This is a genomic window from Massilia sp. CT11-137, assembly GCF_047302885.1.
In the GTDB taxonomy this organism is placed as follows: Bacteria; Pseudomonadota; Gammaproteobacteria; order Burkholderiales; family Burkholderiaceae_D; genus Telluria; species Telluria orientalis.
The window spans coordinates 941,614-961,788 of the sequence record NZ_JBKYMP010000002.1 but is presented as its reverse complement, the minus strand read 5'-3'; the positions used below and the strand labels follow the sequence as shown (position 1 = coordinate 961,788).

At 66.4% G+C, this 20,175-nt stretch carries 21 protein-coding genes; 18 read left to right on the top strand and 3 right to left on the bottom strand.

Annotation, left to right across the window (positions count from 1 at the left end):
• The first annotated feature begins 82 nt into the window (after positions 1-82).
• The 9 genes from ACEN98_RS21125 to ACEN98_RS21085 all read left to right on the top strand — a co-directional run bounded on the left by ACEN98_RS21125 (position 83) and on the right by ACEN98_RS21085 (position 10,447).
• Positions 83-640, top strand: a complete 558-nt coding sequence (locus ACEN98_RS21125; RefSeq protein ID WP_413386934.1) for a ClpP family protease — start codon at positions 83-85, stop codon at positions 638-640.
• A gap of 215 nt (positions 641-855) precedes the next feature.
• Positions 856-2,097 carry a hypothetical protein gene (locus tag ACEN98_RS21120; RefSeq protein WP_413386933.1) on the top strand — a complete coding sequence of 414 codons (1,242 nt, stop codon included), beginning with the start codon at positions 856-858 and terminating at the stop codon, positions 2,095-2,097.
• A 10-nt stretch (positions 2,098-2,107) separates the two neighbouring features.
• Positions 2,108-2,512 carry a hypothetical protein gene (locus ACEN98_RS21115; RefSeq protein ID WP_413386931.1) on the top strand — a complete coding sequence of 135 codons (405 nt, stop codon included), beginning with the start codon at positions 2,108-2,110 and terminating at the stop codon, positions 2,510-2,512.
• A gap of 62 nt (positions 2,513-2,574) precedes the next feature.
• The gene (locus tag ACEN98_RS21110; RefSeq protein WP_413386930.1) at positions 2,575-4,149 is read left to right on the top strand and encodes a methyl-accepting chemotaxis protein; all 1,575 of its coding nucleotides are present in this window, start codon (positions 2,575-2,577) and stop codon (positions 4,147-4,149) included.
• A 191-nt stretch (positions 4,150-4,340) separates the two neighbouring features.
• Positions 4,341-5,024 carry a hypothetical protein gene (locus ACEN98_RS21105; RefSeq protein WP_413386929.1) on the top strand — a complete coding sequence of 228 codons (684 nt, stop codon included), beginning with the start codon at positions 4,341-4,343 and terminating at the stop codon, positions 5,022-5,024.
• 4 nt (positions 5,025-5,028) lie between these two features.
• The gene (locus tag ACEN98_RS21100; protein WP_413386928.1) at positions 5,029-5,844 is read left to right on the top strand and encodes a slipin family protein; all 816 of its coding nucleotides are present in this window, start codon (positions 5,029-5,031) and stop codon (positions 5,842-5,844) included.
• A gap of 87 nt (positions 5,845-5,931) precedes the next feature.
• Positions 5,932-7,239, top strand: coding sequence for an HlyC/CorC family transporter (locus ACEN98_RS21095; protein WP_413340974.1), 1,308 nt, complete (start codon positions 5,932-5,934; stop codon positions 7,237-7,239).
• 247 nt (positions 7,240-7,486) lie between these two features.
• Complete coding sequence (pilB, locus tag ACEN98_RS21090) at positions 7,487-9,199, top strand: type IV-A pilus assembly ATPase PilB (protein ID WP_413386927.1); 1,713 nt, start codon at positions 7,487-7,489, stop codon at positions 9,197-9,199.
• Between the two features lie 9 nt (positions 9,200-9,208).
• Positions 9,209-10,447, top strand: coding sequence for a type II secretion system F family protein (locus tag ACEN98_RS21085; protein ID WP_413340978.1), 1,239 nt, complete (start codon positions 9,209-9,211; stop codon positions 10,445-10,447).
• Here the strand turns inward: ACEN98_RS21085 and ACEN98_RS21080 are convergent.
• A complete protein-coding gene (locus ACEN98_RS21080; RefSeq protein ID WP_413386926.1) occupies positions 10,425-10,649 on the bottom strand; it encodes a hypothetical protein in 225 nt (74 codons plus the stop codon). The genes ACEN98_RS21085 and ACEN98_RS21080 overlap by 23 nt on opposite strands.
• Positions 10,650-10,855: 206 nt before the next feature.
• On the opposite strand from ACEN98_RS21080, the gene ACEN98_RS21075 reads away from it, so the two are divergent.
• A complete protein-coding gene (locus ACEN98_RS21075) occupies positions 10,856-11,014 on the top strand; it encodes a hypothetical protein (protein ID WP_413386925.1) in 159 nt (52 codons plus the stop codon).
• Here the strand turns inward: ACEN98_RS21075 and ACEN98_RS21070 are convergent.
• Positions 10,977-11,885, bottom strand: a complete 909-nt coding sequence (locus ACEN98_RS21070) for a LysR family transcriptional regulator (RefSeq protein WP_413386924.1) — start codon at positions 11,883-11,885, stop codon at positions 10,977-10,979. The genes ACEN98_RS21075 and ACEN98_RS21070 overlap by 38 nt on opposite strands.
• A 94-nt stretch (positions 11,886-11,979) precedes the next feature.
• Here ACEN98_RS21070 and ACEN98_RS21065 point away from each other — a divergent pair, with 94 nt between their 5' ends.
• The 3 genes from ACEN98_RS21065 to ACEN98_RS21055 are packed head-to-tail and all read left to right on the top strand — an operon-like array spanning position 11,980 to position 14,941.
• Entirely contained in the window at positions 11,980-13,173 is a 1,194-nt protein-coding gene (locus ACEN98_RS21065; RefSeq protein WP_413386922.1) for an SGNH/GDSL hydrolase family protein, read from the top strand.
• The gene (locus tag ACEN98_RS21060) at positions 13,174-14,010 is read left to right on the top strand and encodes an AraC family transcriptional regulator (protein WP_413386921.1); all 837 of its coding nucleotides are present in this window, start codon (positions 13,174-13,176) and stop codon (positions 14,008-14,010) included.
• Positions 14,011-14,044: 34 nt separating this feature from the next.
• Entirely contained in the window at positions 14,045-14,941 is an 897-nt protein-coding gene (locus tag ACEN98_RS21055; protein WP_413386920.1) for a DMT family transporter, read from the top strand.
• On the opposite strand, the gene ACEN98_RS21050 is transcribed toward ACEN98_RS21055, so the two are convergent.
• Positions 14,911-15,216 (bottom strand): hypothetical protein, encoded by a 306-nt coding sequence (locus ACEN98_RS21050; RefSeq protein WP_413386919.1) that lies wholly within the window; start codon positions 15,214-15,216, stop codon positions 14,911-14,913. The two genes, ACEN98_RS21055 and ACEN98_RS21050, sit on opposite strands and share 31 nt — an antisense overlap.
• Before the next feature lie 137 nt (positions 15,217-15,353).
• Here ACEN98_RS21050 and ACEN98_RS21045 point away from each other — a divergent pair, with 137 nt between their 5' ends.
• The 5 genes from ACEN98_RS21045 to yacG all read left to right on the top strand — a co-directional run bounded on the left by ACEN98_RS21045 (position 15,354) and on the right by yacG (position 20,172).
• Positions 15,354-17,525, top strand: a complete 2,172-nt coding sequence (locus tag ACEN98_RS21045; RefSeq protein WP_413386918.1) for an EAL domain-containing protein — start codon at positions 15,354-15,356, stop codon at positions 17,523-17,525.
• Between the two features lie 96 nt (positions 17,526-17,621).
• Positions 17,622-18,485, top strand: a complete 864-nt coding sequence (locus ACEN98_RS21040) for a prepilin peptidase (protein WP_413386917.1) — start codon at positions 17,622-17,624, stop codon at positions 18,483-18,485.
• A gap of 24 nt (positions 18,486-18,509) precedes the next feature.
• The gene (gene coaE / locus ACEN98_RS21035; protein ID WP_413386916.1) at positions 18,510-19,151 is read left to right on the top strand and encodes a dephospho-CoA kinase; all 642 of its coding nucleotides are present in this window, start codon (positions 18,510-18,512) and stop codon (positions 19,149-19,151) included.
• Between the two features lie 73 nt (positions 19,152-19,224).
• A complete protein-coding gene (zapD, locus tag ACEN98_RS21030; protein ID WP_413342473.1) occupies positions 19,225-19,980 on the top strand; it encodes a cell division protein ZapD in 756 nt (251 codons plus the stop codon).
• A 9-nt stretch (positions 19,981-19,989) separates the two neighbouring features.
• Entirely contained in the window at positions 19,990-20,172 is a 183-nt protein-coding gene (gene yacG / locus ACEN98_RS21025; RefSeq protein WP_371763541.1) for a DNA gyrase inhibitor YacG, read from the top strand.
• Positions 20,173-20,175 lie beyond the last annotated feature (3 nt).

Below are 20,175 nucleotides of genomic sequence, written 5' to 3'. Positions count from 1 at the left end.
CCGATTTTGAATATCAGATATTTTCAATAGCGCGACGTGGGCTTGTGAAACTTGCTATGCTTGAGCCGTCAATGGAGGCGTCATGGCTTTGCACATCGTACATTTCATCGGACCGATCAACGCAAATTCCGCCTGTACCGTGCGCAACCTTTGCTTGCAGGCACTGCAGAGCGGCGCGACGGAGATCGAGCTGCACATGTCGACCGAAGGCGGCAACATGACGGCCGGCTTCGCCCTGTACTACTTCCTGAAATCGCTGCCGCTGCCGCTCACGACGTGGAACGTGGGCAGCGTGGAGTCCGTCGGCGTCGCCATCTTCCTGGCCGGGCAGCAACGCTATGCCTGTCCCGGCACGCGCTTCCTCATCCACCCGCTGCACTGGGGCTTCGGCAACCTCGTGGCGGCGGACCACGCCCGCATCTCCGAATGGCGCGACTGCCTCGACTTCGACGCCGAGCGCTATGCCGCCATCTACGAAGACGCCACCCGCGGCGCACCCGGCGCCCACGACATTCGAACCTACCTGACGGGCAGCGCCCGCATCTACACGGCCGAGCAAGCGGTCGAGGCCGGCATCGTGCACGCGGCGCGGCAGGCGCGCCTGCCGGAAGCCGGCACGACGACGCATTGGTGGAATTAAATACATCATCCAATTCTGACAGGACACCCTGTCTGATCTGCACAACAAAGATAGCGGTCACAACTGAATAGAGTGACTATTCGTGAGTTTTTCCTTGCTGCAATTTTTGCTGCAACTCTACAATTCACTACAGATTCGTTACACGGCCTGACGCGCGCCGTCACAGTGCTTCCATAACAAGAACCTCCACCCGCCGTCTTCAGCAGGGACCCCCCATGAAAAAACGCATCGTCGCGAGTGCGCTCGCCTTGTCTTTTGTCGCGCCTTGCGCATTCGCGCAGAATGCCGTCCGCATCAGCGGTTTCGGCACCGGCGCCCTCACCTGGACCAACACCGACAAGGCCGAGTTCGGCCGCCCGAACCAGGCCGGCGGTGCCACGAAGGACGTCACCACCGGCGTCGATTCGAACTTCGGCGTGCAGGCCGACTACGCCGTCAACAGCTGGCTGTCCGTGACGGGCCAGGGCCTCGTGCGCAAGGATGCGCAGGACGATTTCGGCGCCGAGCTGGCATGGGCATTCACCAAGGCGAAGGTGTCGGACGACGTCTCGATCCGCGTCGGCCGCATGGGCCTGCCGGCATTCATGATCTCGGACTACCGCAACGTGGGCTACGCGAACACGATGCTGCGTCCGCCGGCGGAAGTGTATTCGCAGATGCTGTTCAACACGGTCGACGGCGCCGACGTCACCTGGCAGCACAGCGATGCCGCCACGACGTACACCGCACAATTCGCGGTCGGCAAGACCAAGGCCGACGTCGCCGGCGGCCCGAGCCTGGACGGCCGCCGCGTGACGGCGCTGAACCTCGTGGCCGAGCACGGCCCGCTGACGGTGCGCTTCGGCCGCGTCGATGGTCGCCTGACGCTGAACGGCTCGGCGTCGCTGACGGCGCTGCTGAACACGCTGAATACGGTCGCTGCCGGCTACAAGTTCCCGCAGGCGGCCCAGCTCGCCAAAGACATCGACGTGCGCGACAAGAAGGCCTCGTTCACGTCCCTCGGCGCGACGCTCGACTGGAACGACATCGTCGTGCAGAGCGAGTACGCGAAGCGCAAGACGGACAGCTACATCAACGACACCACGTCGTGGTACGTGATGGGCGGCTATCGCATCGGCAAATTCCTGCCGTACTACAGCCACGCCAGGCTGTCGATCGACGGCAATGTCCACAACGGCATGCCGGCGGCCTGCCCGGCCGGCTACCCGGCCGCCTGCACCCCGACGCTGGCCACGCTTTCCGGCATCGTGTCGAACCTGCGCTACACCGGCGTGAGCCAGGGCGAACAGCAAACCGACACGATCGGCCTGCGCTGGGATGTCCGCTCCTCCGTGGCCCTGAAGGTGCAGTTCGACCACGTGCGTCCGAACAAGACCGCCGGCCTGCTGGTCAATGCGCAGCCGGGCTTCAAGGGTCCGGTGACCGTCGGCGCCGTCGCGCTCGACTTCGTGTTCTAAGGAGACGACGATGAAACATCCGATCAAGGCCGGCCTCGCCGCCGCCGCACTGTGCCTCGCCCTGCCCGCCATCGCCGACGTGGTCGTCGTCGTGAACCCGAAGGCTGCCGACGCCTCGATGACGAAAGACCAGATCGCGCAGTATTTTCTTGGCAAATCGGGCGCGATGAGCCCGATCGACCAGCCTGAAAGCGCCCCCGTCCGCGCCGAGTTCTATAAAAAGGTGACGGACAAGGACGGCTCCCAGGTCAAGGCCTTGTGGTCCAAGCTGGTGTTCACCGGCAAGGCCACGATGCCGAAGGAAGCCGCCGACAGCGCCGCCGTCAAGAAGATGGTGGCCAGCGACCCGAAGGCCATCGGCTACATCGAAAAGAGCGCAGTCGATGCCTCGGTCAAAGTGATCTACACACCGTAAGCATCCCCACCCACCCGCCCCGGTGTTATCCGGCGGCGGGTTGTTGAACTTAAGGAAACGGCATGAGCATCAAGCGCAAGATCTGGGCACTCCCCGTCATCTCGACCATCATCTTCGGCCTCGGCGTGGCCGTCTCCGCCAGCATCGCCAGCGGCGCCCTGGACTCGATCCGCACGACCGAAGCCGTGGATTACCCGGCGCTGGGCACGGCGAAGGCGTTGACGGCGGACCTGCAGGGCATCACCGACGGCTTGCGCGATGCCGTCTCCGAAGGCGACAAGGCCCGCATCGCCCAGATCGGCGACCAGGCCAACAAGGTCCGCGCCAAGCTGGCCGACGTGACGAAGATCCCGGGCATGGACGCCACCGGCAAGCGCCTCACGAAGGAATTCGAGGATTACTATGCGCCGGCCGTCTCCGCCGCCAAAATCATGCTCGAACTCGAGCAGGGCGATCCGCAGGCGACCGTGCAGCGCATGCAGGGCGCGCTGACGGTGCTCAATGCCGACGTCGCCAGGCTCAACGACCAGGCCCAGCAGAATTTCAAGGACGGCATCGCGCGCAGCAGCTCGAGCGTGCGCCGCGTGCTGTCCGTCACCATCATCACGGCCTTGATCGTGATCGCCACGCTGATCGGCGTGTCGTGGTTCGTCATCCGCACCATCTGGCAGCAGCTGGGCGGCGAGCCGGAGTACGCGCGCGAGATCACGCGGCTTGTTGCGGCCGGCGACCTGTCGATGGACATCCGCCTCGACGCCGGCGACCAGCACAGCCTGCTCGCCGCGCTGCAGGAAATGCGCACGCGCCTGGCGACGATGGTGTCCGGCATCAAGACGTCGGCCGAGACCATCGCCTCGGCCAGCGCCGAAATCGCCAGCGGCAACGCCGACCTGGCCAGCCGCACGGAATCGCAGGCCGGCAGCCTGGAGCACACGACGCGCGCCGTCGAATCGCTGACCGATACGGTCCGCACGAACGCGGCCAACACGAACCAGGCGAACGCGCTCGTCGTGTCCGCCACCGACATCGCCACCCGCGGCGGTGAAGTGGTCGGCAACGTGGTGTCCACCATGGGCGCCATCAACGCGTCCGCGAAGCAGATCGTCGAGATCATTTCCGTGATCGACGGCATCGCCTTCCAGACGAATATCCTTGCGCTGAACGCCGCGGTGGAAGCGGCCCGTGCCGGCGAACAGGGCCGCGGCTTCGCCGTCGTCGCGGGCGAGGTACGCAACCTGGCGCAGCGCTCGGCCGCCGCCGCCAAGGAAATCAAGCAATTGATCGGCGATTCCGTCGCCAAGGTCGACGCGGGCAGCGCGCTCGTCGACGAAGCGGGCGCCACGATGGGACAGATCGTCGCGTCAGTGCGCAAGGTGCACGACATCATGGCCGAGATCAGCGTCGCGGGCCAGCGCCAGGCCGAAGGCATCGAACAGATCGGCCGCGCGATCGACGACATGGACCAGATGACGCAGCAGAACTCGGCGCTCGTCGAGGAAGCGTCGGCCGCGGCGGAATCGCTCGCGGAGCAGACGGAACAGTTGTCGGGTGCGCTGGCGCAGTTCAAGCTGGCGGCCGGGCACGCGCTGGGGGCCCCGGCGGCGGGCCAGGCACGGCTGGCGCTGGCGCGCGGCTGAACGGCGGCGCGCAATTCGCAATGGACAGTGCACATCCTGTCCGGATTCGGCGTATGCTGTCATTACAAGCGCCGTACTGCATGCAGTGACCGACCTGGTCGCGCGGAATCAACGGCAACGCACGGAACCCGGCCGCCAGCGGCGGCCACTCGCCGGCACGACGCTCTCCATGAGACAACGGGGAGATCATCATGCGTCACACCTTGAAAGCCGTCTTCGACCAACGCAGCGATGCCCAGCACGCCCTGGACGCATTGCTGGCATCGGGCTACCCACGCGCCGACATGGCGCTCTCGAACATGCGCACGACGGAACCGGACACCTCGCTCCGGCATACCGCCGCGCGGCTGCTCGGCACCTTGTACCACCGGCACGCGCAGCCAGGCGACACGCGCGAACGCCACATCGTCACGCTCACGACAGGCACCGATCCGGAAGCCGCGCGCGCCACCGGGATCATGGGGCAGTACCGCCCGGCCGGCGTCGAAGACATCCCTGACGAGGGCGATCCCGCCGCCTGGACCGGGACCGTCGCGTCGCGCCGCGACTACCCGCCGGGCACCGCGCCCGGCGCCCTGCAGCACCATCCGCACGAAGACAGCCATTATTTCGGCACCCAGGACGCCGACGCCCCGCCCGCCGGCAACACGTTCAAGGAGACGATGGGCAGCATCGCGCGGTGGGACAACCCGGACGAGGACGCCACGTGGGCCGCCCCTGCCGGCGCCAAGGCGCCGCAGTCCGACCAGGCCTGGGAAGACGTCGAGCCCGCGCTGAAGCGCGAGTGGGAATACCGGCACCCCGGCAGCGCGGCGTCCGCCTGGGACAAGGTCAAGCTGGCCATGCGCCATGGCTGGGAACGGATGCATCACTGACATCATGAATCCGGTCACATCGTTCCTGGTCGCCGTCAGCCTGGGCATCGGCATCGTCCTGACCTGGTGGGTCAATCCGCTGCCCGGGTTGCTGTTCGTCGTGCTGGCCGTGATCATCGCGTTCTCGCTGAAAATGGCGAACACCTGGCAAAAATTCGTCATCCTGAGGCTGGGGAAGCTCCATAGCGTCAAGGGCGCCGGCCTGTTCGCCATCGTGCCCGTCATCGACAACGTGATCGCCGTCATCGACGTGCGCATCCAGACGACGGCCTTCAACGCCGAGCAGGCGCTGACCAAGGATACGGTGCCGGTCAACGTCGATGCCATCATTTTCTGGCACGTGCACGATGCCGAGAAGGCCGCGCTGGCGATCACCAACTACCGCGAGGCGATCGACCGGGTCGCCCAGACGTCGCTGCGGGAGATGATCGGCATGTCGATGCTGACGGCGCTGCTGTCCGAGCGCAAGGAGGCGGACGCGCAACTGAAGGAATCGATCGGCCGGAAGACGGCGCCGTGGGGCATTACCGTCGGTTCGGTGGAGATCCGCGACGTCGCCATTCCCGTCGTGCTGCAGGATGCGATGTCGCGCCAGGCCCAGGCGGAACGCGAGAAGCAGGCCCGCGTCATCCTCGGTTCCGCCGAGGCCGCCATCGCCGGGAAATTCGTGGAAGCGGCCGACATGTATGCCGGCCATCCGGCGGCCCTGCAACTGCGGGCGATGAACATCATCTATGAAACGACGAAGGAGCGCGGCGCCACCATCCTGATCCCCAGTTCGATGGTCGACAGCCTGAATCCGGGCACCGCGCCTCCCTAGCCAAACTTGCAAGCCCCCTCCCCTTGTCTTAGAATCGACCTCTGCGCTGGCCTTCGCCAGTTTCCCGACGATTCTTCACGGTGATCCTTGGAAACCGTACCACTTTGGGTGCTCATCCTCGCACTCGCCCTCCTGATCCTCTGTTCGGCCTTCTTCGCGATGGCGGAAACCGCCCTGATGGCGGCCAACAAATATCGCCTGCGCCATCTCGCGAAACGGGGCAACCGCGCCGCCATCACCACGCTGTGGCTGCTGGACCGCACGGACAAGCTGCTGTCGCTGGTCCTCATCGCCAATACGCTGATCAATGCGATGGCGACGGCGCTCGTCACCGCGATCGCCATCCTGTTCTTCGGCCACGAGGAAAGCGTGATCACGATCGCCACGGCCGTCGTCGCGTTCCTGCTGATCGTGTTCGCGGAGATCTCTCCGAAGATCATCGGCGCCACGTATCCGGAGCGCATCTCGCTCGGATCCAGCTATGTGCTGCGTGCGCTGATGAAGGTCGCGAAGCCGGCGATCTGGTTCGTCAACCTGTTCGTCAACGGCCTGCTGCGCGTGCTGCGCATCCGCGGCGTGGGCGTGGGCCATGCGGATGCCCAGCAGAGATTGTCGCCGGAGGAATTGCGCTCCGTCGTGCTGGAAGCGGGCAGCTACATCCCGCAAAAGCACAAGAGCATCCTGCTGAACCTGTTCGAACTGGAAAAGATCTCGGTCGAAGACATCATGACGCCGCGCAGCCAGATCGAAGCGCTGAACCTCGCGCTGCCGGTCGACGACCTCAAGGCCGAGCTGACCACCTGCTACCACAACAAGCTGCCCGTGTACGAGGGCGAGATCAACCGCATCGTCGGCATCTTGCACGTGCGCAAGGCCGTCGCGCTGCTGAACGAGGAAGACGACCTCACGATCGAGCACTTCCGCGAACTGTTGACGGAGCCCTACTTCATTCCGCAGGACACGGGCGTCTTCACGCAGCTCCAGTATTTCCAGGAAAACAAGGAGCGCCTGGGCATCATCGTGGACGAATACGGCGAGGTCCAGGGCCTGGTGACCCTGGAAGACATCATCGAGGAAATGATCGGCGACTTCACGACCTCGACGCCGGGCGCCGCCCGCAGCGATGCGATGGCGTGGAATGCCCAGGGCGAAGTCCTGCTGGAAGGCACGACGCCGCTGCGCGACATCAACAAGAAGCTCGGTCTCGACCTGCCCCTCGACGGGCCGAAGACCGTCAACGGCCTGCTGCTGGAACAGCTGCAGGAGATCCCGGAATTCCCCATCGCCCTCAGGATCGGCAACTGCGTGATCGAAGTCGTGCAGGTGCAGAACCAGGCCATCAAGGTCGTGAAACTGTTGCGGCCGGTCGCGGTCAAACGCTGGTTGGCAGCCTGATCGGGCCTCGCCGGCCGAGCGCCGCCGGCCACGAACCGGCGGTAAGCCCTTGTTCTTGCACGAGGAATAACGATGTTGTTCACACGACATTGCGAGCCGGTTACATGCCATTTCATCCACGTGGTATGCACGCATCTTTCCCTACGACAAAGTCTTGACCGATTTGATGCCTACGGGCATCATCGAGACGATCCGCCGGGGCCGTCCATCCTGCCCGGCTTCCTGTCGTCCTTCCAAACCTGACCATATGGCAGCAGTCCTTCCCAACACCACCCCTGGCACGGCGTTGCCCGGGCTGGCGCGTGCACTGGTGCAGGCCGGACGGCTGACCTTGCCTCAAGCGGACACCTTGCAAAAGAAGGCGTCCGCCGACAAGGCCGGTTTCATCGACACCTTGCTCGGCAGCAGCTCCATCGATGCGAAATCCCTGGCGGCGTTCTGCGCCGAGACGTTCGGCTATCCCCTGCTCGACCTGAGCACCTTCAGCCCCGACGCCCTGCCCGTCAACGCGATCGACCCGAAACTGATGCAGGCCCAGCGCGTCGTCGCGCTGGCACGCAGGGGCAACAAATTGTCGGTGGCGGTGTCCGATCCGACGAATACGCAGGCGCTCGACCAGATCAAGTTCCAGAGCGAGTCGACGGTCGAGCCGGTGATCGTCGCCCACGACACCCTGCTGGCGCTGCTGGCGAACATCGCCAAGAGCGCCGAACAGGACTTGAGCGAGCTGGCCGGCGAGCAAGGCGACATCGAATTCGCCGACGAAGAACCGCAGACGCAGGCGGCGGAAGTCGAGGACGCGCCCATCGTGCGCTTCCTCAACAAGGTGCTGATGGATGCAATTACCTTGGGCGCGTCGGACATCCACTTCGAGCCCTACGAAAAGCAGTACCGCATCCGCCTGCGCGTGGACGGCGTGCTGCGCGACCATCTCGCCCCGCCGCTGTCGATCCGCGACAAGCTCGTCTCGCGCATCAAGGTGCTGGCCAAGCTCGACATCTCGGAAAAGCGCGTGCCGCAGGACGGCCGCATGCGCCTCGTGCTGTCGCCCACGAAGACGATCGATTTCCGCGTCAGCACCTTGCCCACGCTGTTCGGCGAAAAGACGGTCATGCGTATCCTCGACGCGACGCAGGCCCAGATGGGCATCGACGCGCTCGGCTACGACCCCGACCAGAAAGCCCTGCTGATCGACGCCATCACGCGCCCGTACGGCATGGTGCTCGTGACGGGCCCGACGGGTTCGGGTAAAACCGTGTCGCTGTACAGCTGCCTGAACCTGTTGAACAAGCCGGGGATCAATATCTCCACAGCGGAAGACCCGGCCGAGATCAACCTGCCCGGCGTGAACCAGGTCAACGTCAACGAAAGAGCGGGCCTCACGTTCCCCGTCGCGCTGAAAGCCTTTCTGCGCCAGGACCCGGACATCATCATGGTCGGCGAGATCCGCGACCTGGAAACGGCCGACATCGCCATCAAGGCGGCGCAGACGGGCCACATGGTGTTTTCCACCCTGCACACGAACGATGCGCCGTCGACCTTGACGCGCCTGATGAACATGGGCGTGGCGCCGTTCAACATCGCCTCGTCCGTCATCCTGATCACCGCGCAACGCCTCGCGCGCCGCCTGTGCACGTGCAAGCAGCCGCTCGACATCGGCCGCGACACGCTGAAGGCCGCGGGCTTCCGCGACACCGACTTCGACGGCGACTGGAAACCCTACGGCCCCGTCGGCTGCGAACGCTGCCTGGGCTCCGGCTACAAGGGCCGCGTGGGCATCTACCAGATCATGCCGATCACGCCCGCGATCGAGGCGCTGATCCTCGCGCACGGCAACGCGATGCAGATCGCCGCCCAGGCCGAGGCCGAGGGCGTGAACTCGCTGCGCCGCTCCGGCCTGCTGAAAGTGAAACAAGGCCTCACCAGCCTCGAAGAAGTGCTCGGCTGCACGAACGAATAAGGATCCACCATGGCAACGACATCCGCCCCGGCACGCCGCGCGCCCAGCGCGCAGATCAAGGAACACATCTTCGCCTGGGAAGGCAAAGACAAGACCGGCAAGACCGTGCGCGGCGAAATGCGCGCCGGCGGCGCGACCATCGTGAACGTGACCCTGCGCCGCCAGGGCATCATGGTCACCAAGGTCAAGAAAAAGGTGTACCGCAGCGGCAAGAAGATCCAGGACAAGGACCTCACGCTGTTCACGCGCCAACTGGCCACGATGATGAAGGCCGGCGTGCCGCTGCTGCAATCGTTCGACATCGTCGGCAAGGGCCATTCGAACCCGTCGATGTCCAAGCTGATCATGGACCTGCGCGCCGACATCGAGACGGGCACCAGCCTGAACAACGCGTTCCGCAAATATCCGCTGTACTTCGACCCGCTGTTCTGCAACCTCGTCGGCGCCGGCGAGCAGGCCGGTATCCTCGAAGACCTGCTGACGCGCCTGGCGATCTACAAGGAAAAGACGCTCGCGCTGAAGAGCAAGATCAAGGGTGCGCTGATGTACCCCTGCGCGATCATCGCCATCGCCTTCATCGTCACCGCCGTGATCATGATCTGGGTGGTGCCCGCGTTCAAATCCGTGTTCTCCAGCTTCGGCGCGAACCTGCCGGCGCCGACCCTGATCGTGATGGGCATCTCGGATTTCGTCGTGAAATGGTGGTACATCATCTTCGGCTCGATCTTCGGCGCGCTGTACTTCTTCTTCCAGTCCTGGCGCAGGTCGCTGAAAATGCAGCAGTTCATGGACCGCGTGCTGCTACGCCTCCCCGTGTTCGGCGAAGTGATCCGGAAGGCGACGATTGCCCGCTGGACCCGCACGCTGGCGACGATGTTCGCGGCCGGCGTGCCGCTCGTGGAAGCGCTGGACTCCGTCGGCGGCGCATCCGGCAACAACGTCTACCTGGAAGCCACGAAAAAGATCCAGACGGAAGTCAGCACGGGCACGAGCCTGACGGCCGCGATGCAGAACGCCAATGTCTTCCCGAACATGGTCACGCAAATGGTCGCCATCGGCGAGGAATCCGGCGCGCTGGACGGCATGCTGGGCAAGGTGGCCGACTTCTACGAGGAAGAAGTGGACGAGGCCGTCAAGACGCTGTCGTCGCTGATGGAGCCGATGATCATGGTCGTGCTGGGGGTGCTGATCGGCGGTCTCGTGATTGCCATGTATCTGCCGATCTTCAAGCTGGGGTCGGTGGTCTGAAGGCGGTGCCGGCCAGCGTCGTGCGCCGCAACCGGACTCGCGAATGCGGCGTCCGGATGCCGGCCACGATGCCCCAGATGGCGGCCCAGCGCAACGCGCGGTCCGTGGACGGCCCAAGCGGCCGCGCCGCCGCCGCACGTTGCAGCGCGAGCGACATGCGCTTCATCGCATAGAGTTTTCGATCGGATACCGGGAGTGCCATGTTTGCAGATTAGCAAGCGCAACGATGGCTGACCGTGATCTGCCTAACGCACCATGCGTGAGCGCGGATGTGTGCGCCACCGCACGGTCCAGCTCAGCCATGACTGGTATTTTAGTTGACGATTCTTCAACACTAACCGGTATCTCATGGCCTCTTGCCCCGAATGTGGTTCTTCCTACGTACGCCGCATCCCGCGTACGCCCCTCATGCGTATCCTGTGGAGCAGCCAGCACATCCTGTGCAGCGATTGCGGCGAACGCTCCGTCGTCTTCCCGAAGCTCATGACACTGGCCGCAAAGCACCGCGCATCGAGCCGGACCGCGCGCTTCATCCTGAACCGCCTGCAAAGCCAGCAATCCCACTGAATTGCCCGACCGCGAAGTCGATGAACAGCCGCGTCCGCAGCGGCTGAAACTGCCGCGACGGATACAGCAGCGTTAAATCCTGCGGCCGCGCGGCCCACCCGTCCAGCACCCGCACCAGTTCCCCACTGTCCAGCAGATCCCGGACGAGCCAGTCTGGACACACGCCGATCCCGCCGCCCAGCACCAGCGCCTCCCGTATCGCCAGCGCATTGTTCACCCGGAAGCGGCTCGATGTCGGCACCCGTGCCCGCTCTTCGCCTCGGAACAATTCCACCGTGTTGCCCGGCGTCCAGGCGAAGCGGACGACGTCGTGCGCCGGCAAGTCGTCCGGCATCGACGGCACGCCCCGCCGCGCGAGATACATGGGTGCCGCCACCAGGAAGCGCGGCACGGTCGCCAGGTGCCGGCCGATGGCCTCCGGCGGCAGCGTGCCGCCCAGCCGGAACGCGACGTCGACGCCTTCCTCGACCAGATCGACGAAGCGGTCGTTAAGAATCAGTTCGACGTCGATGGCGGGGTGGTCGGCCAGGAAGCGCTGGACCATCGCATTGATGCGGAACTGGCCCAGCGCGACCGGCGCATTGATGCGCAAGAGTCCTGCCGCCTGCCCCGTCATGCCCTGCACGTCGCCCACGGCCGCGTCGAATTGCTCGACGATGCGTTTGGCGTCGGCGTAGAAGCGCTGGCCCTGCTCCGTCGGCGACAGCCCGCGCGTGCTGCGTTCGACCAGGCGTACGCGCAGCTGCCGTTCCAGCTGGGCCAGCCATTTGCTGACGGTGGGCTGCGTCGTGCCGAATTCCCGGGCCGCCGCGGACAGGCTGCCCAGTTCGAGGGTGCGTACGAAGACGCGCAGCGCGTGGAGCGTATCCATCTATTCTAAATTGGAATGAGTGACCATCGATCCTACCATCTTCATCGCCACTCCAGAATGACCTAATGTGGAGTCCTCAACCAAGGAGCCCACCATGTCCAAACCGATCGCCGCACTCACTCTCTCCCTGCTGCTCGCCGCACCCGACGCGCCGGCGGGCGAGCACTGGGCCACGTCCTGGTACGCGGCCCCGCAACCCGCCTGGGACGGCAGTTTCACGCTGCCGATGAATGTCCCCACCAGGCTCGACAACGCGACCCTGCGCGAGACCGTCCGCCTGAGCGCGGGCGGGCAGCGCATCCGGCTGGTGTTCTCGAACCGGTACGGTCATGAACCGGTCAGGCTCGGCGCCGTGCGCGTCGGCCCCGCCGACGACCCGCACGCGGCGCGGGCGCTGACGTTTTCCGGGCAATCGGGCGCATCCATCCTGCCGGGCGCCACGGTGACGAGCGATCCGCTCGCCCTCCCCGTGCGGCCGCTGTCCCGGCTGGCCGTGACGACGCGGCTGCCCGCGCCGACGAACGTCGCCAGTTTCCATTGGGGCGCGCAGCAGACCGTGCAGATCGACAGCGCCAATGTCGGCGGCCGTTTGTTCCTGAGCGCCGTCCTGGTCGAGACCCCACAACCCGCGCGCACCGTCGTCGCGCTCGGCGATTCGATCACGGACGGCAACGGCTCGACGCCGGACGCGGACCGCCGCTGGCCGGACATCCTGGCCGAACGGCTGGCGCCGCACGGCATCGCCGTCGCCAATGCCGGCATCTCGGGCGGACGGCTGGCGCGCGACGGCATGGGCGCGAGCGCCCTCGCCCGCCTCGAACAGGATGTATTGAGCCAGCCCGGCGTGTCGGATGTCATCGTACTGCTCGGCATTAACGACATCGGCTGGCCCGGCAGTCCGTTCGCGCCGGGCGAGCGTCCCGCCACGCTGGAGGAACTCACGGCCGCGTACCGGCAATTGGTCGCTGCCAGCCACGTCCGGGGCGTACGCGTGACGGCGGCGACATTGCCGCCGTTCGAAGGCGCCCTCGCCGGCACGCCGTACGCCGGCCACTACAGTCCCGCCAAGGAACGCCTGCGCCGGCAGTTGAACGACTGGATCCGCACGGCCGGCGTGTTCGATGCCGTCGTCGACTTCGACGCCGTCCTGCGCGACCCTGCCCGGCCGCGCCGCCTGCGGGCCGGTTTCGATTCGGGCGATCACCTGCATCCGGGGGATGCGGGCTACCGCGCCATGGCCGAGGCGATCGCGCAGTTGCCCGATTTGCACGGCTGGTACACTGAGTAGATGCCCAAGTCCAGGAAAAGCGCCGATTTCAGGATCGTCCGTGCCGCGGTGCCGGGGGTGCAGGCCGTGGAAGCGCGCAGCGACCACGTCTTCGCGCGCCACAGCCATGACCAGTACGGCGTCGGCCTCATGCTGGCCGGCGGCCAGACGTCGAGCAGCGGGCGCGGCCAGGTCGAGGCGCTGGCCGGCGACATCATCACGGTGAATCCGGGCGAAGTGCACGACGGCGCCCCGCTCGGCGGCGCGCCCCGCGCGTGGCGCATGCTGTACCTGCCGCCGCATCTCGCCGATACCGTCGCGGCCGACCTGAGCGAAGGCGCCCGCCGCGATTACGCGTTTCACCTGCCGGTCGCCCACCATGCCGCACTGGCCGACTGTTTCCGGCGGCTGTACGCGGCCGTCACGGGCGAGGCGACCGCCCTCCTGCGCGAGCAATTGCTTCTCGAATTGCTGCATGGCCTGCAAGGCGATGCACGACCCGACCGGCCCACGTCGGTCACGGCCGCGATCGCGCGGGCGCGGGCAATGATCGACGACGCGCCGGCCGCCGCGCCCAGTCTCGCCGACCTGGCTGCAGCCTGTGGGCTCAGCCGCTTCCAGCTCGTGCGGCAGTTCGCGCGGGCGACGGGGCTGACACCGCACGCCTACCTGATCCAGCGCCGCATCGACGCGGCCCGTGCATTGCTGGCGCGCGGGTCGACGCTGGCGGACGCGGCCGCCGCCAGCGGTTTTGCCGACCAGAGCCACATGACGCGCCTGTTCATCCGCACCTACGGCATCACGCCCGGCGCGTACGCCTGCAATTTCGTTCAATACCGGCGCGCACACGAGGACTAACCTGCGTTCCCATGTCGATGACGAGGAGAACGCCGTGTCCGCTAAAACCCTGGGTTACCTGTACCTGACGCTGGCCATGGTACTCGTCGGCAGCACCGTCGTGGCCAGCAAGATCGCCGCCGCCGGCCTGCCGCCGTTCACGGCCACCGCGCTGCGCTTCGCGCTCGCGCTGCCCTGTTTTCTCGTGCTGCTGCGCGTCTCCGGCCAGCGCCTGCCGCGGCCGGGCTGGCGCGACGGCGCCCTCCTGCTCGTGCAGGGGCTGGCCGGCACGGCCGGGTACACGGCGCTGCTGATGGCCGGGCTGCGCGCGACGTCGGCGCTCGATGCCGGCGTCATCCTCGGCACCCTGCCCGTCGTGTCGGCCGTCGTGGCCGTGCTCGTGCTCGGCGAGCGGCCGCGGCCCGCGTTGATCGCGACCGTGCTGCTCGCGGGCGTCGGCCTGTCCGTGCTGCAGCCGGCGGCCGGCGGCGCGGGGTCGTTGACGGGCAATGCACTCGTCTTCGGCGCCGTGCTGTGCGAAGCCCTGTTCATCCTGCTCAACAAGCGGGTGCGGATCGCGATGTCTCCGCTCGCCCTGTCGACGCTGATGAGCGCCATCGGCCTCGCCGCGTCGCTACCGTTCGCGCTGGCCGAACGCGGTTCGATGGCGGCCGTGACGCCGGCCGCGCTGCTCGCCGTCGGCTACTATGCGCTGCTGCCGACGGTCGGCGGGTTCCTGCTGTGGTATGCGGGCACCGCCCGCGTCGGCGGGACGGAGGCCGCACTGTTCACGGCGCTGGCACCCGTGGCCGCGCTGCTGCTGGCGGCCCTGCTGCTGGACGAGCCGGTGGGACCGCGGCAATTCGCCGGCATCGCGTTCGTGCTCGCGGCGGTGGGCGTATCGGCATGGCCCGCGGCCCGTCAGCCGCAGGTCTTGCCGCCCACGCCGTGATAGCCCTTCCCCTTGGCGTCCGCTTCCGTCATGTACTCGCCCTTCCTGGTCTTGCCGTAGTACTTGCTGCCCTCGCAATGGTAGACCTTGCTGGCGCTGTTCGCCCACACCTTGCCCGCGCCGCCGCCGGACGCTTCTTTCTTCGGCGCGGGCTTGCTGGCCGCGGGCGCGGTCGGCGCGCCCTTGTCCGGTGCCAGCGGGTTCGGCACGGTGGTCTGGGCGAATGCGGTGGCGGCGGCAAGTGCGGTCAACAGCAGGACAAAATGGCGTTTCATGGTGGCTCCAATAGGCCGGATCGGACACCGGCATGTAACTTGCATTGTACGGGGTAGTCCAATACTACGATGGCAACCAGCCCGTTTCAGTGCAAATCGAAACCGCCCGTCCGGTTCTGGTGCACGCCTGACATTACATGCAGAACATCGACATCTCTCTCCTCCATGACGACGCGGGCGACCGCCTGGCCGGACTCGGCCGCTGGTGGCTCGACCGCGCGGGTGGCGGCATCACGCTGTCGGCCGTGGCCGCATCGTTCTTCGGCACCGGCCGGCATCCGGATTGCCTCGCGCGCATCGAGCCGGACGACCGCGCCGCCGTGCATACCACCCTCGACCGCATCAAGAAAGGCGACGCCGGCGCCGAATGCGAATTCCGCGTCCACACCGATGGACTCGGCCTGCGCTGGCTGCGCCTGCAGCAGATCGACACGTCCGCCACGGGCATCCTCGTCGACGTGACGGCCGCCCGGCAGGCCGCCGCGCGCGAGCGGTTCAATTTCGCGCTCACGCAATACCTGGTGGGCACCGACAGCATCGACGACGCCGTCACCGGCATCCTGCAACTCGTGTGCGAGGAACTGGGCTGGGAATGGGGCGCATTCTGGGCCCTCGACGACCGCACCGGCACGCTGCGCTGCCGCTACGCGTGGCAGGCGCCGCGGCAGGCGCTGGCACCGTTCCGGGCCGCGAGCGCGCGCCTGACGATGGCGCCCGGCGAAGGCCTGATCGGCACCGTGTGGGACAGCGGCGAGGCCCGCTGGATCGAGGATGCGAGCGGCACGGCCGACCTGTTGCGGGCGGAGGCGGCGCGCGCGTGCGGCCTGCAGTCGGCGTACTTCTTCCCCGTGACGTTCGTCGCGTCGGACGCGTGCCTGATGCGGCCCGGCGTGCTCGAATTCTTCAGCGTCCAGCAGCGCCAGCCGGACGCGCAGTTGCCGGGCCTGGCGAAATCGATCTCCGCGATGATCGCCCAGGCCGTCGAGCGCATGACGCAGCAGGAGCGCATCCGCGTGCGTGCGCAGACGGACGAGATGACGGGCCTGGCCAACCGCGCCCATTTCTACGACCAGGTCGACCGCCAGTGCCGCGACGCGCGGGCCGGGCAGACGTTCGGCGTGCTGTTCGTCGACCTCGACCAGTTCAAGCCCATCAACGATGCCTTCGGCCACGACGCCGGCAACGTCGTGCTGACGGCGTTCGCGTCCCGCCTGCGCGCGCTGGCGCCGCCCGGCTGGCGCATCGGCCGCCTGGGCGGCGACGAGTTCGCGCTGCTGTCGGCGCCCGGCGTCGCGCCGCAGGAACTGGAACGTGTCGCCGAGTCGGTGCTGGACGCGGCGCGGCGCCGCTTCGTCTACGGCGAGCACCGGCTCGCGGTGTCGGCGAGCATCGGCATCAGCACGTATCCCGACCACGGCGGCTGCACGCGCGAACTGCTGCACGCGGCCGATGCCGCCATGTACGCCAGCAAGCGGAACGGGCGCAACCTGGCCAGCCGCTTCAGCGGCGACGGCGCGCCGGCCGACGCGGGCCACCGCATCGGCCTGCTGACCGACCTGCATTGCGCGATCCGGCGCGGCGAATTCTTCCTCGAGTACCAGCCGATCCGCACGACCACCGACATGGACATCGAGGCCGTCGAGGCGCTGATCCGCTGGCGCCGGCCGAACGGCGAGATCGTCCCGCCGAACGTGTTCATTCCGCTGGCGGAGCAGAGCCGCCTGATCGTCGACATCGGCCGCTGGGTCGTGCGCCAGGCCTGCCACGACCTCGCCCGCCTGCGCGCGGCCGGGCTGACCCGCGTGCGCGTGCACGTCAACATGGCGGCGCCGGAATTCATCGATGCCGAACTGCCGGACCGGCTGACGGCCATCGCCGCGGCGGCCGGCGTCGATCCCCGCGGCATCTGCCTCGAACTGACGGAAGGCGTCGTGATGAAGCATGCCGATAAATCGATCGCCATCATGCGCGAACTGCGCCGGCGCGGCTTCGGCATCGGCCTGGACGACTTCGGCATGGGCTATTCGTCGCTGTCGCTGCTGAAGAACCTGCCGATCGGCTCGCTCAAGATCGACCGGCTGTTCATGGCCGGCGTGCCGTACGACCGCAACGATTGCGCCATCGTGCGTTCGCTCCTCGACCTCGGCCGGCACATGAAGCTGACGGTGGTCGCGGAAGGCGTCGAGACCGATGCCCAGCTGGGCTATCTGCGCCAGTTCGGCTGTCCCCTCGTGCAGGGCTGGCTGCCGGGCCGGCCGGTGCCGCTGGAGCGCCTGTTCGACCTGATCGCGCAGCCGCAGGCGGCTTGAACGTGGCGGCGGCGCCTCATTGTGCTGCCCAAAGAGCGGGAAAACCCCTAGAATAGTTGATCCACGGAATCAGCCACCCATCGGATCATCGTACTCATGGAAACCCTGCTCTTCGCCGCCCCGGCGACCCTCGCCGCGACCCTCGCCGCCGCCTTGTTCGGCCTGTTGATCGGCAGCTTCCTGAACGTGGTCGTGTACCGCCTGCCCGTGATGGCGCAGCGCGAACTCGACAACTACATCGCGCACGAAGCGGGCAAGGACCTGCCGCACCCGGACCGCTTCAACCTGATGGTGCCCCGCTCCGCCTGCCCGCACTGCGGCCACCAGATCACGGCGCTGGAAAACATCCCGATCGTCAGCTGGCTGGCCCTACGAGGCAAATGCAGCGCGTGCAAGGCGCCGATCTCGCCCCGCTATCCGATCGTGGAAGCCGTCACGGGCCTGCTGTCGGCCGTGCTGGTCTGGCATTTCGGCAGCGGCTGGCTGGGCCTCGCGAGCCTCGCGTTCGCGTACTTCCTCATCGCGATGACGCTGATCGACTACGACACGAAGACATTGCCGGACGACCTCACGTATCCGCTGCTCTGGCTGGGCCTGCTCGTGAACCTGAACGGCACCATCGTCCCGCTGCGCGACGCCGTGATCGGCGCCATGGCCGGCTACCTGGCGCTGTGGGCCGTGTACTGGCTGTTCAAGCTCGCCACCGGCAAGGAAGGCATGGGTTACGGCGACTTCAAGCTGCTCGCCGCGCTGGGCGCGTGGATGGGCTGGGCGATGTTGCCGACCATTATCATCCTGTCGTCCGTCGTCGGCGCCCTCGTCGGCATCTCGCTGATCGTGTTCGCCCGCCGCGACCGCAACAATCCGATTCCCTTCGGACCGTATCTCGCCGCGGCTGGTATGATCGCACTCTTGTACGGAATACCACTCACCCGCTACGCGCAGGGTTTCTTGGTCTAGCCTCGCGCCGGGCCCGAGGATCGCATGGAGACAGCTTCACGTTTTGCGGTAGGGCTCACCGGTGGCATCGGCTGCGGCAAGACGACCGTGGCCGACCTGTTCGCCGCGCGCGGCGCCGCCGTCATCGACACCGACCAGATCGCCCACAGCCTCACGGCCCCGCACGGCGCCGCGATGCCCGCGCTGATCGCGGCATTCGGTCCCGACTACGCCACGCCGGACGGCGCCCTCGACCGCGCGAAAATGCGCGCGCTCGTGTTCTCCGACCCATCCGCGCGCGCCCGCCTGGAGGGCATCCTGCATCCCCGCATCCGCGACGCGACGGCCGCCGCCGCCCTGCTCGCGGATGGTCCTTACACGATCTTCGTCGTGCCGCTGCTGATCGAATCGGGCACCTGGCGCGAGCGCGTCGCGCGCGTGCTCGCGATCGACTGTTCGGAAGAAACGCAGGTTGCACGCGTGATGGCCCGCAACGGCATGGCGGAAGACCAGGTCCGTGCCATCATGGCGGCCCAGGTGACGCGGGCGCGCCGCCTGGAAGAAGCGGACGACGTGATCCTGAACGACGCCGGCATCGACGCCCTGTTGCCGCAAGTGGAACGCTTGCACCGCTTTTATCTTGACGAAGCGGCAAGATTAACAATGCCGCCAAGCCAGCGTTTGTAATTTTGTGCATCATGGTTCAGAATCACGAGGTTACTCGCCAGCCTACATTCAGGGGAATGAGAGGAATGACATTTTGATCGTCTATGAATACCCATTCAACGAGCGAATTCGCACGTTGTTGCGGCTGGAGGACCTGTACGAGAAGTTCAAATTCTTTGTAGCCCAGGAACATCCTCTGCAGCACCATGTCGCGCTCGCGACGATCTTCGACATGCTGGAAGTGGCGGGCCGCGCGGACCTCAAGTCCGACCTGCTGCAGGAACTCGAACGCCAGAAGCAGAGCCTGCTGGGCTACCGCAGCAATCCCGCCGTCGCCAGGGACATGCTCGACGCCGTACTGGCCGAGCTCGACACGGTCAGCAACGCCCTCGTCAACGCCCAGGGCAAGACGGGCCAGAACGTGCGCGACAACGAATGGCTGATGAGCATCCGCGGCCGCACGATCATCCCCGGCGGCGCCTGCGAATTCGACCTGCCGTCCTACCACGCGTGGCAGCGGCGCCCGACCGAACAACGCCACGCCGACATCATGGCGTGGTTCGCCCCGCTGGCTCCGCTGTTCGAGGCCCTGGCCCTCGTGCTGCGCCTGCTGCGCAATTCCGGCGGCCCCGTCAAGATGATCGCCTCGTCCGGCAGCTACCAGCAGATGTTGCAAGGTAAGGTGTACCAGATGCTGCGCCTGTCGGTGGACGAGTCGCTCGGCGCGATCCCGGAAATCTCCGCCAACAAGTACATGCTGTGGGTACGCTTCACGACCCAGGGCGGCGACCTGAAACCGAAGCCGCTGGAAGAAGACGTCCCGTTCGAACTCACACTCTGCAATTTTTAGAAGCACACCATGACCGTCGTATCCTGCCCCACCTGCGGCAAGAAGGTCGAATGGAAGCCGGAAAACAAATTCCGCCCATTCTGTTCCGAACGCTGCAAGCAAATCGACCTGGGCGCCTGGGCCGAAGAGAAATACACGATTCCCGGCGCGCCGCCGGGCGATGCCGACGACGAATCCGTCTCGAAAGAATAAGTT